This is a genomic window from Achromobacter sp. MUI-25009338, from assembly GCF_057359325.1.
This window is the reverse complement of the sequence record NZ_CM170627.1, coordinates 4,382,676-4,405,534: the sequence shown is the minus strand read 5'-3', so window position 1 is coordinate 4,405,534 and position 22,859 is coordinate 4,382,676. Positions and strand designations below refer to the sequence as shown.

Sequence of the window (22,859 nt, the reverse complement as noted above, 5' to 3'; positions counted from 1 at the left end):
TACATGGAACAGGTTCTATTCATCGTCTGGCGTGAAAGCGTCGAAGCCATGCTGGTGGTGGGCATTCTGTACACCTGGCTGCGCTCCACGCCGGAAGGCAAGCGCGGGCTGAACTACCTGTGGGGCGGCGTGGCCGGCGGCCTGGCCCTGGCCGTGGCGCTGGCGCTGGTGCTGCTGGGCGTGTCGTCCTGGCTCAGCGACGAAGGCCAGGAATGGTTCCAGGCCATCATGTCGCTGGCCGCCTGCGCGCTGGTGGTGCAGATGGTGGTGTGGATGAAGAAGCACGGCCGCACGCTCAAGGGCGAACTCGAAGGCGGCGCGCGGGCGTCCATCGCCAACGACAACTGGTGGGGTCTGTTCGTGCTGGTGGCCATCGCCGTGGCCCGCGAAGGCAGCGAAACCGTGGTGTTCCTGTACGGCACCGTGTCGGCCGGCAGCGACGGCAGCAGCATGCTGATGCTGGCGCTGGCCGGCATCGCCGGCTTCGCGATGGCGCTGCTGACCTTCTGGCTGCTGCAGCTGGGCGGCAAGCTCATCACGTGGCGCCGCTTTTTCCGCGTGACCGAAATCCTGCTGCTGCTGCTGGCCGGCTCGCTGCTGGTCGGCGGCCTGGACCACCTGATTTCCCTGGACGTGCTGCCCACGCTGGTCGATCCGGTCTGGGACAGCTCCTGGCTGCTGGACGACAGCACCGGCCTGGGCAAGGTGCTGGCCGACTTCGCCGGCTACCGCGCCTATCCCGCCCTGATCTCGGTGCTGTTGTGGGCGGCGTACTGGCTCGCCGTCTGGGCGCTGCTGCGCTGGGCCGATGCAAAGCCCGGCCGGGCGGCGTCCGCGGCCCGCAGCGCGTCCTGACCCGGAGCCGCACCGGACCGAACACTCGAAGGCTAGACCATGGCTGCTGCACTCGGGAGGGCGACCTCCCGTATCGCCGATTTCCTCCGCGACCATGCCCCGCTGCTGCGCAAACTGCAGTGGGGCATCGTCGCGATATACGCATTCCTGCTGATCGTGCCCGTGCTGCTGCCGCTGCCGGACAACGCGTCATCGGTGTTCAACAACCTGACCATCGTCGCGCAGTTCGCGTTCTGGGGCGTGTGGTGGCCGTTCGTGCTCATCTCCATGCCGATCCTCGGCCGCGCCTGGTGCGGTTGGCTGTGCCCCGAGGGCATGCTGACCGAATGGGCCAGCGAACGCGGCAAGGGGCTGGCGATTCCCAAATGGATACGCTGGGGCGGCTGGCCGTTCGTGGCGTTCGCGCTGACCACCATCTACGGCCAGCTCGTCAGCGTGTACCAGTATCCGCTGGCGGTGCTGGCGGTGCTGGGCGGTTCCACGGCGGCCGCCATGGTGGTCGGCTGGCGCTATGGCCGCAGCAAGCGGGTCTGGTGCAAATACCTGTGCCCGGTCAACGGCGTGTTCAACCTGCTGGCCAAGCTGGCGCCGTGGCACTTCAAGGTCGATGAAGAAAAATGGCGCCATCCCGTCATCCGCATCGAACCCATCAACTGCGCGCCGCTGGTGCCGCTGCGCCACATGAAGGGCGCGGGCGATTGCCATGTCTGTGGACGCTGCAGCGGCTACCGCGGCGCGATCCAGCTGACCCCGCGTTCGCCCGAAGAGGAAATCGTCCGCGTCGCCTCGGGCGATCCCTGGCAGACGGCGCTGCTGTGCTTCGGCATGATGGGCATCGCCATGGGCGCCTTCCTCTGGACCGCCAGCCCCTGGTACGTGACCGCCAAGCAATGGGCGGCCACGTGGCTGGTCGAGCACGACATCATGTGGCCGCTGCTGGACAACGCGCCCTGGTTCATCCTGACCCATTACCCCGAAGTCAACGACAGCTTTTCGTGGCTGGACGGCGCGGGCATCTTGCTGTTCGTCTTCGGCGCCGCGATCAGCGTCGGCGGCGCGGCCTTCCTGTCGCTGTGGATCGCCGACCGCCTGGCCCCGGCCGCGCCCGAGCCGGGCGAAACCGCGGGGCGCTGGGGCCGTCCGGGCCTGCACAAGCTGGCCCAGGCCCTGATCCCGTCGGCCGGCATCGGCGTGTTCCTGGGCCTGTCGGCCACCACCATCAACCTGCTCAAGCACGAAGGCGTGGAGGCCGCGTGGGCCGCGCCGGTGCGCTTCACGCTGTTGAGCCTGGCGGTGCTGTGGACGCTGCGCCTGTATGCGCGCCTGCTCAAGCCGCGCGCGGCCAGCGCCTGGCGCAAGGGCCTGGCCTGGCTGACGCTGGCGGCCGGGCTGGCGCCGTTCTGCATCGCCTGGGTGCTGTTCTTCGCGATCTGGTAGCCGGTCCCGGGGGGCTGCGATAAAGTGGAGGGCCGCTTCCACGACATCGCCTGCTCCCATGGCTTCATACGCTTTCCGCCTGCTCAATGTTTTTGCCGCCACCACGTTCGGCGGCAACCAGTTGTGCGTCTTCGAAGACGCGCGCGGCATGGACGACGCCACCATGCTCAATCTGGCGGCGCAATTCAACCTGTCCGAAACCACGTTCATCCTGCCGTCGCAGCGCGCCGACGCGCGCGTGCGCATCTTCACGCCGGGCTACGAAATGAAATTCGCCGGCCATCCCACCATCGGCACTTCGCAAGTGGTGCGCGACCTGTTCAAGACCGGCGATGCGCTGACACTGGAATTCACGGCCGGCGTCGTGCCGGTGACCGCGCAAGGCGACGCCTGGACCTTCACCGCGCCTTGCCCCGACGGCGTGCGCACCGCGCCGCCGACGCTGGGCCGGGCAGAGATCGCCGGCCTGGCCGGGCTGGACGAGTCGGACCTGCTGGACGACCCGATCTGGGTGGACACCGGCGCGGACCAGCTGCTGGCGCCGCTGGCCAGCGTGGACGCGGTGCGCCGCGCCGCGCCCGACGCCTCGCGGCTCGAGCGCTGGCAGGCCAACAGCCTGGATCGCAAGATCCTGTACGTGTTCGCCTTCGACGGAGACCGCAGGCAGGACGGCCGGCAGGTCGTGGTGGCCCGCTACTTCTACGCCAAGCCCGGCGGCGGCGTGAACGAGGACGCCGGCACCGGCTCGGCCTGCGCCAACCTGGGCGGCTGGCTGCGCCATCGCGGCCATGCCTTGCCCGCCAGCATCCTGGTGGAGCAGGGCGACCAGATGGGCCGCCCATGCCGGCTGCTGCTGGACGTCCAGGCCGACGGCCGCATCCAGGTGGGCGGGCGCGCGCTGGAGATCGGGCGGGGTGTCGTGGATATCTGATCGCGCTGTTGTCTTCCAGCGCCGGTTGCACTACCGTGAAACCAGACCATGTAGGGAGACCGCCCGATGAAACCGTCTGAAGCCCTGGACTCGAACCGCATCGTGATCCGGCGTGTGGTCGAATCCCATCGAGCCCGCAATGCCAGGGTTTTCGGTTCCGTGCTGTACGGCCTGGATACCGAAGGCAGTGATTTGGACATACTCGTCGACCCGACAGCGGAAACGACGCTGATGGACGTGGCCGCCATTCAAGTGGAATTGCAACGTCTGCTCGGCGTGTCGGTCGACGTGCTGACTCCCAAGGCTTTGCCCGATGCGTTTCGCAACCGGATTCTCTCCGAAGCCGTGCCGGTATGACGCAAGCGCAGCGCATCCCCGACTACCTCGCGCATATTCTGGAGGAGATCGCTCGCATCCATCGTTATACGTCCGACATGGATGAAGCCTCGTTCCTGGCCAATGAGCTGGTGCAGGACGCTGCCATTCGCAATATTGAGATCATCGGCGAAGCGTCGAACAAGATCCAGCGCACGGCGCCGGCATTTGCAGCGCGGCATGACGGCGTTCCTTGGCTCGTCATGTACACGATGCGAAATCGTGTCTCGCACGCTTATCACAATGTGGATTTGGAAATCGTCTGGAAGACGATTCAGAGCGACTTACCCGCCTTGCGCAAGCAGATCCATGGCGTGCAGGCCGATATCGCTCGCAACCCAGGCATGGAGTCCTGACGAAGCATTCACTGATCCGGGGCCCAAAGGCTTTGGGGCCGCGCATGGAACCGCAATAAAAAACGGCGCCCGCATATCGATGCAGGCGCCGTTTGCCGCTTCGGGCGCAGCCCGAAGCCATCTTGCCTTAACGCTTGTTCTTGGCAGGGTCGACCTTGACGTTGTTCATCACCTGCTTGACGCCTTCGACTCCGCGCGTGACGGTGGCGGCGTGATCGGCTTCGGCGGCGGTGCCGACGGTGCCGGTCAGGGTGACGACGCCGTTATTCGTTTCCACGGCGATGTCGAGCGCGCTCAGCTGCTTGTCGGCCACGAAGGCTGCCTTGACCTTGGTGGTCACGGTGGCGTCGGACGCATATTCACCCACGGACTGTTTCGGCTTGCCGTCGTCGGCGGCAAAGGCGATGGAAGTGAAGGCGGCGCCCGTGCCCAGTGCGGCGGCGGCGATCAGCTTGCGTAGTTCCATAGTCGTGCTCCTTGTTGATATGGTTGGGCGCGTTCGAGGCGCAACAGTGGTCGGAATGCCTTGGGTACGGGTTCTATTTCTTGCGGAATGCGCCGCCCAGGATGGACAGCAGCGCCAGTACCAGGAAGACGAAGAACAGGATCTTGGCGATGCCCGCGGCGCCGGCGGCGATGCCGCCGAAACCCAGGACAGCCGCGATGATGGCGATGACGAAGAAAACGACGGCGTAGTGCAACATGTCAGCTTCTCCTGGTGGGGTGAGGGATCAGGGATTGCGGTCGAAGAAGTCGCGGACTTCCTTCTCGGCTTCTTCCCGGGTCTTGCCGTAGCGCTCCTGGATCAGGCCCGCCAGGCGTTCGGCGTTGCCTTCGGTGCGGGTCAGCTCGTCATCGGTGAGTTCGCCCCAGGCCGCTTTCGCCTTGCCCGTCAGTTGTTTCCATTTGCCCGCGATGATGTCGTTATTCATGGTGACCTCTCCGTTTGCATGCGGCGGCGGGGTTTGCGGCCTACAAACCTTGCCCCCGCGGTTGAGTGGGACACTGATCAGTCGGCCTGTCTGGCGGATGCCGCCGGCGCAGGCCATGTGTTCAACGTACGGGGGGCCGGCAAGCGCTGTCAAACGCGGCTGTGGGCAAATGTAACAGCGCCGCGAGGGCGGCTTCGCGGAATTTCCGGCGGCAGGGGTTGCAGGCGCACTAGGGGCGCACGTTACATTCTGGCAACGTCTTGTCCGCTTTTGTGGGGAGGCTGGTAACGGGATCTACGGGCGGAGCCGGGCGCCGCGGCAGGGTATAGTCGTGGCGGAACCCGCGCGGGCGGAATGAAAGAGGAGCAGGGATGACGCAACGACTTTGCAGTGCGATCTTGTTGGCGCTGGCCGCGATGGCGGCGACGGGATGCGCGCAGGTGACGGACCGCTACCAGGCCAATGCGCCGGCGGCGGCCGCCGCCGGCTGAGCCGGGCCGCAAGCGGCCATGCATGAAAAAGGGGCGCCCGCGGGCGCCCCGTTGCATTGCGCCGACGCGCCGCTTCAGGCTTGCGCGATGCGGCCGGCGATATGCGCCAGCGCCTCTTCCACCTGGTCCACCAGGATCAGGCACAGGTCGCCCGGCGTCAGGCGCGCGAGCGCGGTGTCGATAGCCAGGAACTCGCCGTAGATCTCATCGACGCGCTTGCTGCGCGTGGCGTTGGCCAGGCCCTGCTGCAGCAGCGCCAGCACCTCGCCGTCGGCGCGGCCGCGCTGGCACTGGTCCTGATAGAGCACCACCTCGTCGAAGGCCTCGCCCAGGATCTCGGTCTGCATGCGGATGTCTTCGTCGCGCCGGTCGCCGGCGCCGCTGATGACGACCGAGCGGCGCTTGGCCGGCATGGCGTCCACCGCGCGCACCAGCGCCAGGATGGCGTCGGGGTTGTGGCCGTAGTCCGCGATCACCGTGGCGCCGCGGTAGTCGAACACGTTGAAGCGTCCGGGCGCGGTCTGGGCGTCGTTGACGAAGCTGGCCAGGCCGCGGCGGATCACGTCCTCGCTCAGGCCCAGCGCCCAGGCCGCGGCGACCGAGGCCATGGCGTTCTCGACCTGGAAGCTGATCGTGCCGTTGCGCGTGAGCGGAATCGCCGCCAGCGGATAGCGCGTCTCCGCCGCGCCCTGCGCGGCCACGATCGCGTCGCCGTCGCGGTACACGGCGCGCAGGCCCTGCGCGCGGTGCGTGGCCATCACCGGATGGTTGCGGTCCTCGGCGAAGTAGGTGATGGAGCCCGGGCAACTCGCGGCCATTTCGGCCACGATGGGGTCGGCCGCGTTCAGCACGGCGGTGCCGTCGGGATGCACGTGCTGCACGATCACGCGCTTGACCACGGCCAGGTCCTCGACGGTGCTGATGTAGCCCAGGCCCAGGTGGTCGCCCATGCCGATGTTGGTGACCACGGCGACGTTGCAGCGGTCGAAGGCCAGGCCTTCGCGCAGGATGCCGCCGCGCGCGGTCTCGAACACGGCCGCGTCCACGTCGGGATGCATCAGCACGCTGCGGGCGCTGCGCGGGCCGCTGCAGTCGCCGGTGTCGATGCGCAGATTGTCCACGTAGACGCCGTCGGAATTGGTCATGCCGACCCGGTTGCCGGCCACGCCCAGGATGTGCGCGGTCAGGCGCACCGTGGTGGTCTTGCCGTTGGTGCCGGCCACCGCCACCACCGGGATGCGGCCGTCGTCGCCGTCGGCGTACATGTTCGCGATGATGGCCTCGCCCACCGCGCGGCCCTTGCCGAACGAGGGGTTCAGGTGCATGCGCAGGCCGGGCGCGGCGTTGACTTCGACCACGCCGCCGTGCTGGTCCTCGAGCGGATACAGCACGCTTTCGGCCACCACGTCCACGCCGCAGATGTCCAGCCCGATCATGCGGGCCGCGGACACCGCGCGCGCCGCCATCTCGGGATGCACTTCGTCGGTCACGTCCGTGGCCGTGCCGCCGGTGCTCAGGTTGGCGTTGTTGCGCAGCAGGATCAGGGTGCCGGCCGGCGGCACGGAATCGGCCTCGAAGCCCTGCTTCTTCAGCGTGGCCAGGGCGATGTCGTCGAAGCGGATCTTGGTCAGCGAGGTCGCGTGGCCGTCGCCGCGCAGCGGGTCGGCGTTGACCTGGTCGACCAGCTGGCGAATGGTGTGCTGGCCGTCGCCGGTGACCTGCGGCGGGTCGCGGCGCGAGGCCGCCACCAGCGAGCCGCCCACCACCAGCAGGCGGAAGTCATGGCCCGGGATGTAGCGTTCGACGATGACCTCGGCGCTGATCTCCTCGGCCGCCTCGAACGCCTGGATCACGCGCTCGCGGGTCTCGATATTGACCGCCACGCCGCGTCCCTGGCTGCCGTCGCGCGGCTTGACCACGACCGGGCCGCCCAGCTCCTGCGCCGCGGCCCAGGCGTCTTCGGCGGTGGTGACCGAGCGTCCCATCGGCACCGGCACGCCGGCGGCGTCCAGCAGCATCTTGGTCAGGTCCTTGTCCTGCGCGATGGATTCGGAGATGGCGCTGGTCCTGTCGGTTTCCGCGGCCTGGATGCGGCGCTGTTTGCTGCCCCAGCCGAACTGCACCATGCTGCCCTGCGTCAGGCGGCGGTAGGGAATATTGCGCGCGACCGCGGCGTTGACGATGGAGCCGGTGCTGGGGCCCAGGCGCACGTCTTCGTCCAGCTCGCGCAGGCGCCCGAGGGCGTCGGCCAGGTCGAACGGCGCGTCGTCCAGCGCGGCGCGCACCAGCGTCTGCGCCAGCTCCATGGCCAGCCGGCCGACTTCCTCCTCGCTGTATTCCACCACCACCTGGAACACGCCGGGCTCGATGGTGGAGGCGACGCGGCCGAACGTGACTGGGCAGCCGGCGTGGGCCTGCAGCGTCAGCGCGACGATCTGCAGCACGTGGGCGATGGACACCGCGCCCTGGTGGCCTTCGGGGCGCAGCACCCCGGTCTGCGGCAGCCGCGCGCGCAGGCGCGCTTCGAACTCGGGCAGGTTGTCGATGGAGCACTCGGCGTCGGCGCAGGAGACGATGGCCTCGATCGCCGTGTTCTTGCTCCACAGATTGGGACCGCGCAAGGCTCGGATACGGGAAACTTCCATGGCAGGTATTCCTGTCTAGCTCGCGCGCGCCCGCGCGATGCGCAGGGCGCGCGCGGATATTGTCAGTATTGCTGAATCCAGCGGCGGACCAGGTCGATGGTGGGGCCGGAGAACGCCTCGTCCGATTGCAGCAGGATGAAGTCGCCCGCGACGATGCCCTTGAGCAGGCTGTCGATCGCCTTGCCGTGGTCGGGCTCGTCCAGCACTTCCTGCACCCGCGAACCCTGCGCCAGGCCCTGGCGCAGCAGCGCGCGCGCCTGGCCCGGCGGGCGCTTGCTCCGCACCGTGAGGTCGTCGTAGAGCACCACGCGGTCGAAGGCGTCGCCCAGCAGCCTGCCTTGTTCGACCAGGTCCTGGTCGCGCCGGTCGGCGCCGGCCGAATAGGCGGCGGCGCGGCGCGCCGACGGGAACTGGTCGATGGCGGCGATCAGCGGGCGCAGGGCCGAGGCGTTGTGCACGTCGTCGACCACCACGGTGCTGCCGTTGCGTTCGAACAGCGTGAACTGCCAGGGCGCGTCGGCCTGGTCGATGTCGAAGGTCTCGATGCCGGCGCGGATCAGTTCGACCGGAATGTCCAGCGCCCAGGCCGCGCCGACCGCGGCCAGCACGTTCTCGACCTGGAAGGCCACGCGCCCGCCGTGGGTCAGCGGAATGGCGGCCACGGCGGCCAGCTTTTCCTCGCGCGCGCCTTGCGCCAGCACGATGGCGCCGTCGCGCACGAACACGGCGCGGCCATCCTGGGCCAGGTGCGCGGCGATGGCGGGCAGGGCGGGGTCGATGCCGAAGAAGATCACCGCGCCGTCGCACAGCTCGGCCATCTCCACCACTTGCGGATCGCGCGCGTTGAGCACCGCCGCGCCGCCGGGCAGCACCACGTCGACCTGGGTGCGGAACACATTGAACATGCGCTCCGTGTCGTTGATGTCGAAGTCGCCCAGGTGGTCGGCGTCGTCGATATTGGTGACCACGCCGACCTGGCAGCGGTCGTAGGAAAGGCCCTGGCCCAGGATCACGCCGCTGTCGTTCTCGATGACGGCGGCGTCCAGGTTGCGGTTCATCAGCAGGCGCGTGCCGGAATCGAAATCGGCGCGGTCGCCTTTCTGCACCAGGCGGCGGTCGAGGTACAGGCCCTCGCTGCAGGCCAGGCCGGTGCGCTTGCCCGACAGGTGCAGCAGTCGCGCCACCAGGCGCGCCACCACGGTCTTGCCGTTGGTGCCGGTCACGCCCACGATGGGGATGCGGCCGCTGTCGCCCTCGGGGAACAGGTGGTCGACGATGGCGCGGCCCACCGGGCGCGGCGCGCCGTCGGCCGGCTTCAGGTGCATCAGCAGGCCGGGGCCGGCATTGACCTCGACGATGGCGCCGCGCTGCTCGTCCAGCGGGCGCGAGATGTCTTCGGCCACCAGGTCCACGCCGGCGATGTCCAGGCCGACGATGCGCGCGGCCAGGGTCACGGTGGCGGCGACGCTGGGATGCACGCGGTCGGTCACGTCGAAGGCGACGTTGCCGCTGCGCTGCACCAGCACGCGCTGGCCTTCGGCCGGCACGCCGTCCTCGGACAGGCCCTGGCGCGCGATCTCCAGGCGCGCCGCCGAATCCAGGCGCACCGGATTCAGCGGGTGGTTTTCGGTGCGGCCGCGGCGCGGGTCGGTATTGATCTGGCTGTCGATCAGCTCGGCGATGGTGGACTTGCCGTCGCCCGTCACCCAGGCCGGCTCGCCGGCGGCGGCGGCCACCATGCGGTCGCCGACCACCAGCAGGCGGTGCTCGTTGCCCAGCACGAAGCGTTCGACGATCACGCCGCTGCCTTCGTCCACCGCCACGCGGTAGGCCGATTCCACTTCCTCGCGCGTGACCAGGTTGGTGAATACGCCGCGGCCGTGGTTGCCGTCATAGGGTTTCACGACCACCGGCAGGCCGATGTCCTCGGCCGCCGCCCAGGCGTCTTCCGCGCTGTCGACCAGGCGGCCTTCGGGCACCGGCACGCCGCAGGTGGACAGCAGCTCCTTGGTCAGGTCCTTGTCGCGCGAGATGCCTTCGGCGATGGCGCCGGTGCGGTCGGTCTCGGCCGTCCAGATGCGGCGCTGCGCCGAGCCGTAGCCGAACTGCACCAGGTTGCCCTCGAACAGGCGGATGTACGGGATGTCGCGGTCGTCGGCCGCGTCCACGATACAGGCGGTGCTGGGACCCAGGCAGTGCTGGTCGATCAGGCCGCGCAGCTTGGAGACGGCGGCGGGCACGTCGTAGGGGCGGTCTTCGATGGCGGCCATGACCAGGTCGCGCGCCTCTTGCAGCGCGGCGCGGGTGACCTGTTCCTGCCAGGCGCGCACGACCACCTTGTAGACGCCGCGGGTGGAGGTTTCGCGGGCCTTGCCGAAGCCGCCGCGCAGCCCCGCGAGGTTCTGCAGCTCCAGCGTCACGTGCTCCAGGATGTGGCCCGGCCAGGTGCCTTCGCGCACGCGGGACAGGAACCCGCCCCGCACGCCCGGGCTGCAGCGGTGCTCGATCAGCGTGGGCAGCCATGCGGTCAGGCGTTCGTAGAAGCCGGGAATCGTGTTGGAGGGATAGTCCTCCAACTCTCCGATATCCACCCATGCTTCCAGAACCGGGCGATACGTCCAAATGTTCGGGCCGCGCAAAGCCACGACATCGAGAAATTCAATGTCTTTCTTTTTCATGTTTTAATTTGCTGAAGAAGCAGGTTGGCACGCGCGGACGCCCCTATGCTAGACCGCGAATTTATTGGGGTTGCGCCTTTAGAATAATGCCAACGAGTCGGGGGATCCCAGATATTCCTAATTAGAAAAATCGGCTGATACTATACGACGCCTTCAGGGCGTTAACTCGTTGTGTTGTAAGGAAGGGACACGTTTCCCGCCCCTCCCGGTGGCGAACCGGTGGCCTCGTAGGGCAGAGTCCTGGCCCGGTATGCGCTTCAATGAAAAAAACACACCTGTTTTCCGGCTTGGCCGCTGCCGTTCCTGCCCGCTGGCAGGATGAAATCCGCGCCGAACTGGCCGATGGCGAGAGCCTGCTCGCCTGGGTCGAGACCGATCTGGACGCCCGTCTGCAATTCCGGCCCGGCCTGGTCGCCGCCACCGACCGACGCCTGCTGGCCCGTCGCGCCGACGACGCCGGCTGGGAATCCTGGGCCTATGGCCCCGGGCTGAAGCTGGGCCTGAGCGACCACGCCGGCGCCGCGCTGCTGGAGCTGCACGACGACGCCGCCCGCCTGGGCGCGTGGCGCTTCACCCTGGCCCGCAACCCGGCCGCGCTGCGCCTGCTGGCGCAGTTCGAGGCCCAGCAGGCCATCCGCCTGTCCGGCCGCCCCGCCGAGGAGCCGGCCGAACGCACCTGTACGATCTGCAACAACGCCATTCCCGCGGGGGCGCAGGAGTGCCCCACGTGCAAGCAGGAACAGGCGGCGCCGTCCTCCACCTGGGCGCTGCTGCGCCTGTGGCGTTTCGCGCGGCCCTACCGCGGCCCGCTGCTGGCCGGTTTCCTGCTGACGCTGATGGGCACGGCGGCCACCCTGGTGCCGCCGTACCTGACCATGCCGCTGATGGACGACGTGCTGATCCCGTTCCAGAACGGCGCGCCCATCGACTACGCCAAGGTCCGCCTGTACCTGGGCGGCCTGCTGGCGTCGGCCTTCCTGGCCTGGGGGCTGGGCTGGGCCCGCACCTACATCCTGGCCTGGGTCAGCGAGCGCATCGGCGCCGACCTGCGCACCACCACCTACGAACACCTGCAGCAGCTTTCGCTGGAATACTTCGGCGGCAAGCGCACCGGCGACCTGATCTCGCGCATCGGCAGCGAGACCGACCGGATCTGCGTGTTCCTGTCGCTGCACCTGCTGGACTTCGCCACCGACATTCTGATGATCGTCATGACGGCGGTGATCCTGGTGTCGATCAATCCCTGGCTGGCGCTGGTCACGCTGGTGCCGCTGCCCTTCATCATCTGGATGATCCACGCGGTGCGCGACCGGCTGCGCCACGGCTTCGAGAAGGTCGACCGCATCTGGTCGGAAATCACCAACGTGCTGGCCGACACCATACCCGGCATCCGCGTGGTCAAGGCCTTCGCCCAGGAAAAGCGCGAGGTCGCGCGTTTCCGCGAGGCCAACAACCGCAACCTGGAAGTCAACGACCGGGTCAACACCACCTGGTCGCTGTTCTCGCCCACGGTCACGCTGCTGACCGAAGTCGGCCTGCTGGTGGTGTGGATCTTCGGCATCTGGCAGGTGTCGCAAAAGCAGATCACCGTCGGCGTGCTGGCCGCGTTCCTCGCGTACATCGGCCGCTTCTACACGCGCCTGGATTCGATGAGCCGCATCGTGTCGGTCACGCAGAAGGCGGCCGCCGGCGCCAAGCGCATCTTCGACATCCTGGACCACGTCTCCAGCGTTCCGGAGCCGCAGAATCCGGCCCGGCTGCCGCACATCGACGGCCGCATCGAACTGCGCGACGTGGGCTTTCGCTACGGCAACCGCCAGGTCATCCGCGGCCTGAACCTGAACATCGAGCCGGGCGAGATGATAGGCCTGGTCGGCCACAGCGGTTCGGGCAAGAGCACGCTGATCAACCTGATCTGCCGCTTCTACGACGTGTCGGAAGGCGCGGTGCTGGTCGACGGCGCCGACATCCGTTCGGTGCGCGTGGCCGACTACCGGCGCAACATCGGCCTGGTGCTGCAGGAGCCTTTCCTGTTCTTCGGCACCATCGCCGAGAACATCGCCTACGGCAAGCCCGAGGCCACGCGCGACGAGATCGTGGCCGCGGCGCGGGCCGCGCACGCGCACGAGTTCATCCTGCGGCTGCCGCACGGCTACGACTCGCTGGTGGGCGAGCGCGGCCAGGCGCTGTCGGGCGGCGAGCGCCAGCGCATCTCGATCGCGCGCGCGCTGCTGATCGACCCGCGCATCCTGATCCTGGACGAGGCCACCTCGTCGGTCGACACCACCACCGAAAAGGAAATCCAGAAGGCGCTCGACAACCTGGTGCGCGGACGCACCACGATCGCCATCGCCCACCGCCTGAGCACGCTGCGCAAGGCCGACCGGCTGGTGGTGCTGGACCGCGGCCAGATCGTGGAGCAGGGGCCGCACGAGGAACTCATGGCGCGCGAGGGCGCCTACTACCGGCTCTATCAGGCGCAGGCGCGCCAGGCCGAGGCCGACGCCCAGGCGTCGGGCAGTGAAGACATGGCCGCCGTGGCCTGACGCCAACCGGGATGACCGCCATGACCCTGCCGCCGTTTCAATTGCGCCGCAACGCCTTCGGGCGCCTGGAGTTCCAGTCCGCCGAGGGCGACGTCCACGAGGGCGTCATCCCGGTGCGCGCCTTCCCGATCAGCGAGGCCGGCCGCGGCCTGTCGCTGGTGACCGGCGAAGGCCGCGAACTGCTCTGGATCGAACAGCTGTCCGATCTGCCCGCCTCCGCGCGCGCGCTGGTCGAAGAAGAGTTGCAGCGCCGGGAATTCATGCCCGAGATCCGCAAGCTGGCCAGCGTGTCCAGCTTCGCCACGCCCAGCGTCTGGAAGGTCGAAACCGACCGCGGGCCGACCTCGTTCACGCTGCGCGGCGAAGAGGACATCCGGCGCCTGAGCCCGCAGACCCTGCTGATCGCCGACAGCCACGGCATCTTCTATCTGGTGCGCGACATCCAGTCGCTGGACAAGCACAGCCGCAAGCTGCTGGACCGGTTTCTGTAGGATGGGTGCAGCGCGAGAATTCTTGAGCAAGAACTCCAACATCCAACGCGCGAAACCCATCAGGCGGCGCAGCCGCCGCCTTTCGCGGCAGACGCAAATACCGGCTGCCACCGGCCGATGGGTTACGCGCGTTCGATGATCGGGTTCTTGCCCAGGAACTGCCGCGCTGCACCCATCCTACGTGCCTTGGCCTGCACGCCTGCGTCCGCGCCGACGTGGGCGTGTAGGATGGGTGCAGCGCGAGAGCCCTTAAGCAAGAACACCGATCGCGAGCGCGCGAAACCCATCAGGCGGCGCAGCCGCCGGCTTCCGCGGCAAGATCCAAGCGCCGGCTCCCGCCACGCCATCCACCTCAACCCACCCGCTTGAACGGCGTGTGCGTTTCCAGTTCTCCAAGATAATCCGCCACCGCAACCGTCTCTTCGTCCAGAAAGCCCCGTATCGCGTCGGCGAAGCCGGGGTGGGCGACCCAGTGGGCCGACCAGGTGGGGGTGGGCAGCAGGCCGCGCGCCATCTTGTGCTCGCCCTGCGCGCCGCCCTCGAAGCGGGCGATGCCGTTCGCGATGCAATAGGCGATCGACTGCATGTAACAGGTCTCGAAATGTAGCCCCGGCACGTGCTCGGTCGCGCCCCAGTAGCGGCCGTAGAGCGCGTCGCCGCCGGCCAGGTTGAGCGCGGCCGCCACCGGTACGCCGTCGCGCTGGGCCAGGATCAGCACGAAGGCCTCGGGCTGTTCGCGATGCGCGCGTTCGAAGAATTCGCGGCTCAGGTAGGGCGGGTTGCCGTGGCTGAAGTAGGTGCGGCAGTAGCACTCGTAGAAAAAGCCGAGTTCGGCCGCGCCGATCTGCTCGCCGCGCAGCCAGCGGTAGTCCAGGCCGGCGGCGGCGACCTTCTTGCGGTCCTGCCGGATTTTCTTGCGCTTGTCGTGGCTCATCGCGGCCAGGAAGGCCTCGAAGTCCGCATAGCCCGGGTTGGTCCAGTGGAACTGCACGCTTTCGCGCACCATGAAGCCGGCCGCGCGCAGCGCGCGCAGGTCGGCGTCGTCCGGAAACAGCAGGTGCAGCGAGGACACGCCGATTTCTTCGGCGAAGGCGACCAGCCCGCGCACCAGCGTGTCGCGGTCCTCGTCGGTGCGCGCCAGCAGCCGCGGGCCGGTCACCGGCGTGAACGGAATGGCCGACAGCAGCTTGGGGTAGTAGCGCATGCCGTGGCGCTGGAAGGCGTCGGCCCAGGCGTAGTCGAACACGTACTCGCCGCGGGAATGCGATTTGAGGTAGAGCGGCGCGGCCGCGGCCAGCGCGTCGTCCCGCCACAGCGCCAGGTAGTGGGGCGCCCAGCCGGTTTGGGGCGCGGCGCAGCCGGTCTCGTGCAGCGCGTGCAGGAAGGCGTGGCGCAGGAAGGGCTGGTCGCCCGCCAGGGCATCCCACTGTCCGGCGTCGATGCGGGCCAGGTCGGTTTCTATGGTCAGGCGCAGGGAATCCATAGGCGGATGATAAAGTCTCCGTGCTTGCACGGCGTTGAAGCCGTGGCGTTTTTTGGCGAGGCGCCGTTTTCCGGCGCGGGATGGAGTATGGATATCAAGACGGCGCCGCCGGCTGGCGGCAATGGGCGCGATTGCCTGCGCGGACAGGCCCTGGCGGCGCTGGCCGCCACGGCGTGGCAGGACAAGCTGGCCGCGGTGCGCGCCATTTCGGACGCCGCAACGCTGGACTGCGACGCGGTGTTCACGCCCGACGCCGCGCTGCCGGGCCGCCCGGCGCGGCCGCCGCTGGTGGCGCCGTCCGAAGTCCGGCAGCGTTCCATGGCCACGCAGGAAGGGCGCGCGGCGCTGCTGCACGCCCTGGCCCATATCGAGTTCAACGCGATCAACCTGGCGCTGGACATCATGTGGCGCTTCGAAGGCATGCCCGAGGCCTTCTATCGCGACTGGCTGCGCGTGGCGCGCGAAGAGGCGTATCACTTCGACCTGCTCAGGCAGCGCCTGGAGGCCCTGGGCCACGCCTACGGCGATTTCCCCGCCCACAACGGCCTGTGGGAAATGGCGGAGCGCACGCGCGACGATCTGCTGGCGCGCCTGGCGCTGGTGCCGCGCACGCTGGAGGCGCGCGGCCTGGACGCCTCGCCGCAGATCCGCGACAAGCTGGCCGGGGCCGGCGACCGCGAAAGCGCGGCCATCGTCGACATCATCCTGGCCGACGAGATCGGCCACGTCGCCATCGGCAACGCCTGGTACAAGCGCCTGTGCGAACAATCTGGCCAGGACCCCGTCGCCTGTTACGCGGAACTGGCCAGGCGCCACGGCGCGCCGCGCCTGCGCGGGCCGTTCAACCTGGAGGCGCGCCGCGCCGCCGGCTTCGACGACGCCGAGCTCGCGGCGCTGCAGGAGGGCTGAACCCATGCGCAAGCGTATCCCTGCCCACGCCTTGCTGGCCTGCGCCGCGCTGGCGCTGCCGGCTTTCGCGGCCCAGGCCGCCGAGCCCTTCGCGGCCTGCCTGGCGCAGCTGCGCGGGCCGGCCCTCAAGGCCGGCGTGTCGGGCGCGACCTTCGACACCCATACCGCGGGCCTGGCGCCCGACATGGCGGTGATCGGCCTGCTCGACGCGCAGCCCGAATTCAAGACGCCCATCTGGGACTACATGGCCGGACTGGTCGACGACGAACGCGTGGCCGACGGCCAGGCGGCGATGGCGCGCTGGCAGGCCGAGCTGCAGCGGGCCGCCTCGCGCTATGGCGTGGACCCGGCCACCGTGGCCGCCGTCTGGGGCGTGGAAAGCAATTACGGCCGCACGCTGGGCGGACGGCCGCTGCTGGTCTCGCTGTCGACGCTGTCCTGCTTCGGCCGCCGCCAGGCCTATTTCCGCGGCGAGTTCTATGCCACCCTGAAAATCATCCAGGACGAGGGCATGGCGCCGGAACGCCTGACGGGGTCCTGGGCCGGCGCCTTCGGCCAGACCCAGTTCATGCCGTCCACCTACCTGCGGCTGGCGGTGGATTTCGACGGCGACGGCCGCCGCGACCTGGTCGACAGCGTGCCGGACGCGCTGGCCTCGACCGCCAATTTCCTCAAGCGCGCGGGCTGGAACCCGGCCCTGGACTGGGGCTACGAGGTCCGGCTGCCCGCCGGCCTGGACGCCGGCGTGTCCGGCCGCAAGAACAAGCGCCCGATGTCCTATTGGGCGCAGCGCGGCGTGGCGCGCGCGGACGGCCGGCCCTTGCCGGCGGGCGACGCGCCGGCCGGCCTGCTGCTGCCGGCGGGACGCAACGGTCCGGCCTTTCTGGTCACGCGCAATTTCGACGCCCTGTATTCCTACAACGCCGCCGAAAGCTACGCGCTCGCCATCGCCCATTTGTCGGACCGGCTGCGCGGCGGCGGGCCGCTGGTCCAGGCCTGGCCGACCGACGACCCGGGCCTGTCGCGGGCCCAGCGCCGCGAACTGCAGCGCCTGCTGATCGCGCGGGGCCATGACGTGGGCGAGCCCGACGGCATGATAGGCGCGCGCACCCGGGCCGCCTTGCAGGCGGCGCAGCGCGAGCTGGGCCTGCCCGCGGACGGGCGCGCCGGCCTGAAGTCGCTGCAGGCGCTGCGGGCGGCCCAGCCCAAGGCGGCCGACTGAAACGGCCGGCAACGACAAGCTTTGCAAAGATCTGCAACCGCGAGCGCCGGATGACGCCCGCCGCGCCGGACTCGGGCCTATACTGGTTTTCCGATTTTTCTGGAGCACGATGATGAGCCTATTGGATACCTTGGCCTCGATGGCCGGCGGCAATCAGCAAGGGGGCTCGGCGTCGCTGTTGCCCGCGCTGATCGAGCAGTTGAACAACTACCCGGGCGGACTGGCGGGACTGATCGCCGCCTTCCAGAAGGGCGGCCTGAGCGAGATCGTTTCCTCCTGGGTAAGCACCGGCCAGAACCTGCCGGTCAGCGCCGACCAGCTGGGCTCGGTGCTGGACCCCGGCGTGGTCAATGAGCTGGCCGCCAAGACCGGCCAGGACACGAATTCGGTGCTGGGCTCGCTGGCCTCGCTGCTGCCGCAGCTGGTGGACCAGGCCACGCCCGACGGCGCGGTGCCGGCCAGCCCGCAGTTCAACCCGGCCGACCTGCTGGCCTCGCTGTCGGGCATGTTCGGCAACCGCGCGGGCTGATTCCCATCGCCCGGCAGTCCCAGCCTGCATCTTCCGGCCGGCGGCGCCTGTTGTGCGGCCTGGGCCTGGCGGCGGCCGCCGCCGGCCTGCCCGCATGCGCGCCCGCCTGGTCGCCGCAAAGCACGTTCTGGCAGTTGTGGCCCAGCCACCTGGACCTGGCGCCGCAGGCATGGCGCGAACGCATCGCCGCCATGCACGGGCTGGGTTTCCGCGAGATCGTCATCCAATGGGTGGGCGCCAGCGGCGGACCCCGGCCGTGGCAGCTGCCGGCCGCCACGCTGGGGTTGATCTTCGACGAGGCCGAGCGCCTGGGCATGGGCCTGCAGCTGGGCCTGCCCTACGACGAGCGCTGGTGGCGGCAGCTGGGCGATCCCGACGACGCGGCGCTGGCCGCATTCCTGCAGGCGGCGGGCGCGGCCGCGCTGGACTATGCCGGCTCCTCGCCCTGGCCGCGGCGCGCGGCGTTTCGCGGCTGGTACATCCCTTACGAAATCGAGCAGCACAGCTGGGCCGCGCCGCAGCGCCGCCAGCGCCTGCGCGAATGGCTGGCCGGCCTGTGCGCGCCGCTGGCGCAGCAGGCCGGCGCGGCCCTGCCGATCTCCACCTATCACAGCAAGCTGCCCGGGCCGTTGAGCCTGGCCGACCTGTGGAGCGAGCTGCTGGACGCGGCGCCGCTGCATCCCATGCTGCAGGACGGGGTGGGCGTGGCGGGCATGGCCGCCTACGATGCGCTGGAGCCGCTGCACCGCATGCTGCTGGCGCGGCGCGCGCCGTTCGACCTGATCGTGGAACTGTTCGAGGAACTGCCCTCGGAACGGCAGGACGGCACCACCTTCCGCGCGCGCTCGGCCGAGGCCGCGCGCGTCCGCAGGCAGCTGCGCATCGCGCGCGGCTATCGCGCGCAGCGCGTGGTCGCCTTCGCCGCCGATCCCTGGCTCATCGGACCCACGCCCGAGGCCGAGCGCCTCAGGCGGCAATGGCCGCCGTAGCGCCGCGGCGCGTCAATACGACAGCGTCATGTTCATGAACCAGCCCTTGGCGCGGTCGCTCGCGCCGCCGCCGATGCTGGCCCGGTACTGCACGCCCAGGTCCAGGTAGGAGCGGGGCGCGTTGTAGTGGTCTTCGCGGAACCAGTAGCGCACGTTGAAGCCCGGGCCCACGCCCAGCGACCAGGAACTGTCGTGATTGGACAGGACCACGGACTGGCTGCCATAGAGCGGCATGTCGTCCAGTTTGGCTACGTCTTTCTGCCACAGCCAGTCCGCGCCCACCACCGCGTAGGGGAACAGCACCAGCTTGTCGCTGATGGCGGTCGCGCGGAAGCTGCGGCCCACGCGCAGCTCGCCGGACAGGAAAGCCTGCTCGCGCTTGAGGCGGCCGGAGGCGCTGCCCAGTTCCTGCTGGCGGTTGCCGCGCGAGTCCACCGAATAGGCGGTATAGCGCGCGCTGTTGTCGTCCCAGGCATAGCCGGCCTGCGCGTAGCCCTCGATGGTGAGCCAGCTGGGCGTGTCCACGCGCAGTTCGCGGCCCTGGTAATAGCCATAGGTGACGTAGGTCATCCATCCGCCGGCGTTGCCGTTGAGCTTGTAGCGCGCCACCGCGCTCTGGTCGTCCAGGCCGGGGTATTGCTGGTGGAAGGCCTTTTGCGCATTGCACTGGACCGAGCTGGATTCGGGATAGGCATAGCCCTGGCGCGTGGCCGAACCCAGGTAGAAGCGGCGTTCGATGCCGAAGGTCACGCCGGTGTCGGCCAGCAGGTAGCGCAGGCCCAGCGCGCCGATAGTGCTGGGGATGCCCGAGGCCGTGCGGTTGTCGCGGAAGCGCTCTTCGTCGTCGCGTTCGTCCGGCGTGCGTTCGCCGGTGCAGGGGTCGACGTTCTGGCGCGATTCGTAGGTGCTGCCGCTGTCGTGCAGCGTGTTGGAGCTGCGCGCATAGGCTTCCAGCATGCCCCAGCGGTTGTTCAGTTCGGGCGGGCGCCAGAAGATCTCGGCGGTGCTGAACACCACGTCGCCGGGCGTGTTGATGGCGGCCCCGCCCAGGCTGGAGCTGGCCGGCCGCGCGCCGCGGTACGAGGCTGAGAACGACGCGCCCCATTCGCGCGACAGGTTGGCGATGGCGCTGCGCGTGTTGTAGCGCTCCAGCGGGTTCAGCCCCAGCAGGCCGGCGTCGTCCTGGTCTATCGCCTGCTTGAGGGTATCGGTGGCGGCGCGGTTGTCTCCCATCGCCGATTGCGCATAGGCCTGGTCCAGGATGAGGCGGGGCGGGGCCTTGCCGGTGGCGCGCGCGGCGGCGAAATCGTCCGCCGCGCCGGCCGGCTGGCCCAGGCGCTGGCGCACGTAGCCGCGTTGCGCCAGCAGTTCGGCCGAATCCGGCTGGCGGGCGATCTCGTCGTCCAGCAGGGCGCGCGCCTCGGCGGCCTGGGCCGGATTGCCCGCGGCCAGCGTGGTCGTCAGCAGACGGGCGTAATCCGGATTGCCGGGCGCCTGCGCCACGGCCTCGCGGGCCTGCGCGATGGCCTGCTGGTATTCGCCACGGTCGTAGGCGGCATAGGCGCCGGCGGCGGCCTCGCTGCCCGGGGCGGGAGCCGGCGGCATCCGGCTGGCGGCGATCTGCCGCTGCAAGTCCTGCTTGCGCGCGCGCAGCGCGGCCTTGTTGGGCGCGCCCAGCGCCAGCGCGCTGTCGACGGCGCGGCCGGCGGCTTCGAACTGCTGCTGCGCGCCCAGCGATTCCACCCACAGCAACGCCCATTCTCCCTGCGACGGCACGGCGCGGAAGGCGCGCTCGGCGCCGGCGGCGGCCGCAGCGTAATCGTGGCGCGCATAGTCCGCGTAGGCGCGCGCAGCCACGGGATAGGCGCGCTGGTAGGCGGTCCTGGGGGCGGGGCGGGCGGCGGTCCTGGGCGCCGGTTGCGCGGGCTGCTGCGCGGATTGCGGCGCGGGCGTGCGCACGGCGGCGGCCGGCGCGGCCCGCAGGCCGGCCAGGGCCTGGCGCAGTTCGGGCGTGCCCAGGCCGTCGGCGATCGCGCGGTCGGCGGCGCGCGCCGCCTCCTGGCGCTTGCCCTGTTTCTCCAGCGCGTAGACCAGGAGCAGCCGCAGCCGCGCCACGTCGGGCCGCAGCCGGATGGCGTTCTCCGCCATGACCTGGGCGGTTTCGTAGTGGCCGGCGTCGTACTGTTTGTAGGCCTGGTCGGCGAGCTGGTAGGCGTCGCCGTCGAGCGGCCGTTCGGCGGCGCCGGCCGCCGCCGCGCACGTCAGCAGGGCGGCGATCGCCAGCGAGCGGGAAAGAATAGTCATGGCGAAGACGGCTTGTGGGAGGGCGGGTCGGCCGGGGCGCCTTGCTGGAACGAGAGCGCTTCGTGCAAGGTATGCGGGTCCAGCGAGCCCTGTTCCATCAGGATCTCGCCGAGCGGGCGTTTCTCGCGCGACTGGATCTCCAGCGCGCGTTCCAGCGCGGCGTGGTCGATGGCCTGCCACGACAGCAGCAGGTCGCCCAGGCGCTGGCGCTGCTGGCTCAGCTGGTCGGTGGACGGGAAGTCGTGCATGGTCTTGTCCCACGCCAGGCGCTTGCCGGTGATCAGATGGCCGATGAACAGCCGCCACGCGCGCGCCGCCGCCATGGCGTTGATGAAGTTGCCCACGATCATCCGCGGCATGGAAAGCAGGGCGTGCTCCCAGCCGTACATGCGGTTGACGAAATAGGCACGCTGCACGACCCGCAGCAGCAGTGCGACGGCGTTGACCCACATCAGCGTGACCAGCCAGCCGTCCGGCCGGAAGTACGAGGGGTAATACACCGTCCACCAGCCGTAGCGGTCGGCCAGGTAGAACAGGAAGAAGTTGGCCAGCAGCAGGTAGGCCAGGATCGCGATGAACGAGGTGACCAGCCCCTTGCGGTCGCGAAACAGCAGGTACTTGGTGGCCAGCGTGCCGGTCCAGCCCACCTGCTGCCAGCCCTGCAGCCCGATGCCCAGCGTCCAGCGCGCCTTCTGCCGGTAGGCGGTGCGGAAGGTGTTGGGGAAATACTCGCGCACGCCCAGCGGCATCGAGATGGCCGAGACTTTCTCGGGCCCCAGGCCGAACCACGAGCGCCGGCGGGCGACGTACTCCACTTCGAACTTGCCGAAAATCTGGCGCATGCCGCGCTGCGCCAGGCGCGCGCCGATGTCGTAGTCCTCGGTCAGCGTGTCGGTGTTGAAGGGCTGGTTCTGGGTTTCCGCCGCCAGTTCGGTCAGGGCCCGGCGCGAAAAGCAGGTGCCCACGCCGGTCGAGGGCACCATCTTCGATAGGCTTTCGCGCACCACCAGGTCCTTGGTGTGCCATTCCGCGAATTCGTCCATGTAGGTGCCGGCGACCAGCTCGTACCAGTGCCGTTCCAGCGAGGTGACCGGCAGCTGGATGAAGTCGATGCGCGGCAGCAGGTAGTTGTAGTACTTCAGTTCCAGCGGGTGCAGCACGTCCTCGCTGTCGTGCAGGATCACGCCGGCGAAGGGCACAGGCTGGCGGCCGTCCTGCGCGAAGATCGCCTGCACGATCCAGTTCAGGCAGTCGGCCTTGCAGGTCGGGCCGTCGTGCGGCACTTCCACCCGTATCAGCTGGCGGTAGCGGCGCCGCATGCGCTCGACTTCCTTGATGGTGCGCTCGTCGTTCTGGTAAGTGCCGGCGAAGATCATGTAGTTCTTGTATTCCAGCGTGGAAACCATGGTCTCCAGCATGGACGCGATCACGTCGTACTCCAGCCATGCCGGCACCATGATGGCCAGCGGCTGCTCGGGCTTGGCGCGCAGCTGTTCGGCGGTCAGCGGCGCGTAGCGGCGCTTGACCGTCAGCGCGCGGCGCGCCTGCCGCAGCCAGTACCAGGCGTCGATGAACAGGTCGTCCAGGCTCGACAGCAGGATGATCACGCCGACCGCCGCGGTCACGATTTCCAGGCCGCGGTAGTAGTCGGCGATGAGGTAGGGCCAGTAAAGCGAGGACATGGCG

Annotated in this window: 19 protein-coding genes; 11 read left to right on the top strand and 8 right to left on the bottom strand. The window is 69.2% G+C overall.

Going from position 1 to position 22,859, the window contains the following annotated elements; all coding sequences use genetic code 11:
- The first annotated feature begins 3 nt into the window (after window positions 1-3).
- The 5 genes from AC1IQ6_RS20860 to AC1IQ6_RS20840 all read left to right on the top strand — a co-directional run bounded on the left by AC1IQ6_RS20860 (window position 4) and on the right by AC1IQ6_RS20840 (window position 3,954).
- On the top strand, window positions 4-855 hold the full coding sequence (locus AC1IQ6_RS20860; RefSeq protein ID WP_485865254.1) for an FTR1 family iron permease: 852 nt from the start codon (window positions 4-6) through the stop codon (window positions 853-855).
- Between the two features lie 39 nt (window positions 856-894).
- Complete coding sequence (locus tag AC1IQ6_RS20855) at window positions 895-2,292, top strand: 4Fe-4S binding protein (protein WP_102774517.1); 1,398 nt, start codon at window positions 895-897, stop codon at window positions 2,290-2,292.
- Between the two features lie 58 nt (window positions 2,293-2,350).
- Complete coding sequence (locus AC1IQ6_RS20850; protein ID WP_479730319.1) at window positions 2,351-3,223, top strand: PhzF family phenazine biosynthesis protein; 873 nt, start codon at window positions 2,351-2,353, stop codon at window positions 3,221-3,223.
- 66 nt (window positions 3,224-3,289) lie between these two features.
- On the top strand, window positions 3,290-3,580 hold the full coding sequence (locus AC1IQ6_RS20845; RefSeq protein ID WP_102774519.1) for a nucleotidyltransferase family protein: 291 nt from the start codon (window positions 3,290-3,292) through the stop codon (window positions 3,578-3,580).
- Window positions 3,577-3,954 carry a HepT-like ribonuclease domain-containing protein gene (locus AC1IQ6_RS20840; RefSeq protein WP_485865253.1) on the top strand — a complete coding sequence of 126 codons (378 nt, stop codon included), beginning with the start codon at window positions 3,577-3,579 and terminating at the stop codon, window positions 3,952-3,954. Before AC1IQ6_RS20845 ends, AC1IQ6_RS20840 begins: the two co-directional genes overlap by 4 nt.
- Before the next feature lie 127 nt (window positions 3,955-4,081).
- Here the strand turns inward: AC1IQ6_RS20840 and AC1IQ6_RS20835 are convergent, their stop codons facing one another.
- The 5 genes from AC1IQ6_RS20835 to cphA (AC1IQ6_RS20815) form a co-directional block, all read right to left on the bottom strand.
- The gene (locus tag AC1IQ6_RS20835; RefSeq protein WP_102774521.1) at window positions 4,082-4,420 is read right to left on the bottom strand and encodes a BON domain-containing protein; all 339 of its coding nucleotides are present in this window, start codon (window positions 4,418-4,420) and stop codon (window positions 4,082-4,084) included.
- 73 nt (window positions 4,421-4,493) lie between these two features.
- Window positions 4,494-4,658, bottom strand: a complete 165-nt coding sequence (locus AC1IQ6_RS20830; protein WP_006389411.1) for a DUF1328 domain-containing protein — start codon at window positions 4,656-4,658, stop codon at window positions 4,494-4,496.
- Window positions 4,659-4,685: 27 nt separating this feature from the next.
- Window positions 4,686-4,886 (bottom strand): CsbD family protein, encoded by a 201-nt coding sequence (locus AC1IQ6_RS20825; RefSeq protein WP_042792487.1) that lies wholly within the window; start codon window positions 4,884-4,886, stop codon window positions 4,686-4,688.
- Between the two features lie 565 nt (window positions 4,887-5,451).
- Complete coding sequence (gene cphA, locus AC1IQ6_RS20820) at window positions 5,452-8,022, bottom strand: cyanophycin synthetase (RefSeq protein ID WP_209164954.1); 2,571 nt, start codon at window positions 8,020-8,022, stop codon at window positions 5,452-5,454.
- A gap of 62 nt (window positions 8,023-8,084) precedes the next feature.
- On the bottom strand, window positions 8,085-10,700 hold the full coding sequence (gene cphA, locus AC1IQ6_RS20815; protein ID WP_111826640.1) for a cyanophycin synthetase: 2,616 nt from the start codon (window positions 10,698-10,700) through the stop codon (window positions 8,085-8,087).
- Window positions 10,701-10,960: 260 nt separating this feature from the next.
- Between cphA (AC1IQ6_RS20815) and AC1IQ6_RS20810 the strand changes: the two genes are divergently transcribed.
- Both AC1IQ6_RS20810 and AC1IQ6_RS20805 read left to right on the top strand, forming a co-directional pair.
- Window positions 10,961-13,246 (top strand): cyanophycin metabolism-associated ABC transporter, encoded by a 2,286-nt coding sequence (locus AC1IQ6_RS20810; protein ID WP_102774524.1) that lies wholly within the window; start codon window positions 10,961-10,963, stop codon window positions 13,244-13,246.
- Between the two features lie 20 nt (window positions 13,247-13,266).
- Entirely contained in the window at window positions 13,267-13,737 is a 471-nt protein-coding gene (locus AC1IQ6_RS20805) for a cyanophycin metabolism-associated DUF1854 family protein (protein ID WP_485866591.1), read from the top strand.
- Between the two features lie 352 nt (window positions 13,738-14,089).
- Here the strand turns inward: AC1IQ6_RS20805 and AC1IQ6_RS20800 are convergent, their stop codons facing one another.
- Entirely contained in the window at window positions 14,090-15,220 is a 1,131-nt protein-coding gene (locus AC1IQ6_RS20800) for a GNAT family N-acetyltransferase (RefSeq protein ID WP_485865252.1), read from the bottom strand.
- Between the two features lie 87 nt (window positions 15,221-15,307).
- On the opposite strand from AC1IQ6_RS20800, the gene AC1IQ6_RS20795 reads away from it, so the two are divergent.
- The 4 genes from AC1IQ6_RS20795 (at window position 15,308) to AC1IQ6_RS20780 (ending at window position 18,869) form a co-directional block, all read left to right on the top strand.
- Window positions 15,308-16,129: a ferritin-like domain-containing protein gene (locus AC1IQ6_RS20795; RefSeq protein WP_485865251.1), complete on the top strand. Its 822-nt coding sequence runs from the start codon at window positions 15,308-15,310 to the stop codon at window positions 16,127-16,129.
- Window positions 16,130-16,133: 4 nt separating this feature from the next.
- Entirely contained in the window at window positions 16,134-17,351 is a 1,218-nt protein-coding gene (locus tag AC1IQ6_RS20790) for a lytic murein transglycosylase (RefSeq protein WP_485865250.1), read from the top strand.
- Between the two features lie 112 nt (window positions 17,352-17,463).
- Window positions 17,464-17,880 carry a YidB family protein gene (locus AC1IQ6_RS20785; protein ID WP_111826646.1) on the top strand — a complete coding sequence of 139 codons (417 nt, stop codon included), beginning with the start codon at window positions 17,464-17,466 and terminating at the stop codon, window positions 17,878-17,880.
- A 50-nt stretch (window positions 17,881-17,930) separates the two neighbouring features.
- Entirely contained in the window at window positions 17,931-18,869 is a 939-nt protein-coding gene (locus tag AC1IQ6_RS20780) for a DUF4434 domain-containing protein (protein WP_485865249.1), read from the top strand.
- Window positions 18,870-18,881: 12 nt separating this feature from the next.
- Here the strand turns inward: AC1IQ6_RS20780 and AC1IQ6_RS20775 are convergent, their stop codons facing one another.
- Both AC1IQ6_RS20775 and AC1IQ6_RS20770 read right to left on the bottom strand, forming a co-directional pair.
- Window positions 18,882-21,173 (bottom strand): NfrA family protein, encoded by a 2,292-nt coding sequence (locus tag AC1IQ6_RS20775; RefSeq protein WP_485865248.1) that lies wholly within the window; start codon window positions 21,171-21,173, stop codon window positions 18,882-18,884.
- The gene (locus AC1IQ6_RS20770) at window positions 21,170-22,855 is read right to left on the bottom strand and encodes a glycosyl transferase family protein (protein ID WP_485865247.1); all 1,686 of its coding nucleotides are present in this window, start codon (window positions 22,853-22,855) and stop codon (window positions 21,170-21,172) included. The genes AC1IQ6_RS20775 and AC1IQ6_RS20770 overlap by 4 nt, the downstream gene beginning before the upstream one ends.
- Window positions 22,856-22,859 lie beyond the last annotated feature (4 nt).